Genomic DNA, 2,011 nt, shown 5'->3' on the forward strand with positions numbered 1-2,011 from the left:
TTTTATATAGCATTTAGGGAAATGACACTTACCCATTGGGGAAATGGGGGTTTCCTAGGAGGAAAATAATGTGTGCTGATAATCAGATAGTTATATATATCCTCTTCTTAAGTTCTTAAAATACACCTTTGAGTAAAGCAAACCTGATCTATACAGGTCGCTTAACAGAATAGTATCTTTATTAAATGAGTCAAGGATTTGACCACTATCGGCGAATAGGCGTTAACCTATCTTGACGAGGCCCGGCCATCGAATGACCAGGCTTGTGAACTGGACCCTGCTGACGCCATGCAGCAGGGTTTTTCTTTCCTGACAATCGGAGGGAAAGACAGCCGTTTTACACCTTAAAAGCTGACTGAAAGGAAGTTTTTAAGGTGTAAAACATGGCTGGCTACGCAATCAGACCAGCAAAAATAACACGACCAAATAGCATAAATCGCTATTGTCCAGCACAGAAAATAAACAACTAGGCTATTGGCAAATGAAAATCGACTAAAACAAAAAACAGGATATGAAGTCACATCCTGTTTCGAGCTTTATTCAACTATTTGGCTCCTCGGAACCTAAATATTAATCAAATATAAATAAAAGTTACAAGGTAACTTACTAATAAGTAAAAAATGTACATTAATTTGTGACCCCATATAAAATGTAGAGTCTCTATAACAGTAAAGCGAGCGGGCCGGTAGTTTACAGATTTGTAAGCCACCGGCCCGCTCTTTTCCCTTTTATAAGGAGTCTACGACGTTGTAGTTGTGATTGGGGGCTAGCCCCCAAACCCCCAGGATTTTCTTAGGCATAACGCCACACCAACTGTACTCATTAGTTGCGTAAATTTGCAAGCCCTGATTATCAAGGCTGTTGAAAAGAAAATGGGAACGAGCGGGCTATACCATCTGGTATAGCCCGCTCGTTTTTTACCCTGTTATGAAAAAAGAACTTAATAAAAGTAAGTTGCTTTTATTAAGTTCTTTTTTTCCCCTTTGTCCCTTGTCTGTCGTCCTCTTTTGTGTACAGTTGGTGTGGCGTTATGCCTAAGAAAATCCCGTGGCCGTAGGACACGAAAAAGGACTCCTCTACAAGAAGAGCCCTTTCATTAATCTCTATATATTCACAAGTGTAAGCTATTTAAACCCCGGATGGCTTGGAGCTATCAATCCGGGGTTGCCGTACGGTTGTACGTGGCATGGCCTATCCCTGGCGAGTTGTATCCCTACAGAGCTCGCTTCCGTTTAAGCCAATATCTGGGTAAGCTTTTCGGAGCCTACTTGCGCTACTTTGTCTATACCTGAATGATCTTCCTCTTTCTGCTCGAGTTCATATTGCTCAATAAAGGTTAAACGATCCCCATTGAAGAATACTGTAGGATTAATGTAGTAGATAAATGGGTTCTCACCACGAGCTATAAATTTATTCTCGGCAAGCTCAGCAAGTCCACTGAATATCATTTTATCAGATTTATATCCAGTGAAGTTTTTGCATCTTTCAAGACTAAACATAAAGGTGTCTCTATTAGGCTCTATCTGATTAGCAACGTAGGCAAATACTTTTATACCTGCTTTAGAAAGATCGAACCAATTGGATAGACCAGTCATAAACACTTTCATAAATTTTGCTTTATCAACGGTCACTTTACGGGCGAATAAGGAATGGCCTTTGACAGATCCATCATTATCAACTATTAAATCTGGATTTTTTTGACCGAACAGTAACGTCTTTTCTCCCTTTTCAATATGCTGGACTGTATCATCCAAAAACGGATTAGCCTTGTTGAGCGAATAATCTCCGATTTTCTTGTAGACCATAAATTAGGGAATTCATATTTCCCTACAAACATACAAAAAAGGAACTATTGTTTTACCTATAAGGAAATCTTATTTCCCTTTTTATATAGCATTTAGGGAAATGACACTTACCCATTGGGGAAATGGGGGTTTCCTAGGAGGAAAATAATGTGTGCTGATAATCAGATAGTTATATATATCCTCTTCTTAAGTTCTTAAAATACACC

Annotated in this window: 1 protein-coding gene; it reads right to left on the minus strand. The window is 39.1% G+C overall.

Features of this window, described 5'->3' with window-relative positions:
- Nucleotides 1–1,232 precede the first annotated feature (1,232 nt).
- Nucleotides 1,233–1,805 carry a hypothetical protein gene (locus ACYU87_RS27495; RefSeq protein WP_461137211.1) on the minus strand — a complete coding sequence of 191 codons (573 nt, stop codon included), beginning with the start codon at nt 1,803–1,805 and terminating at the stop codon, nt 1,233–1,235.
- Nucleotides 1,806–2,011 lie beyond the last annotated feature (206 nt).

The sequence above is a fragment of the Spirosoma lituiforme genome, from assembly GCF_054776635.1.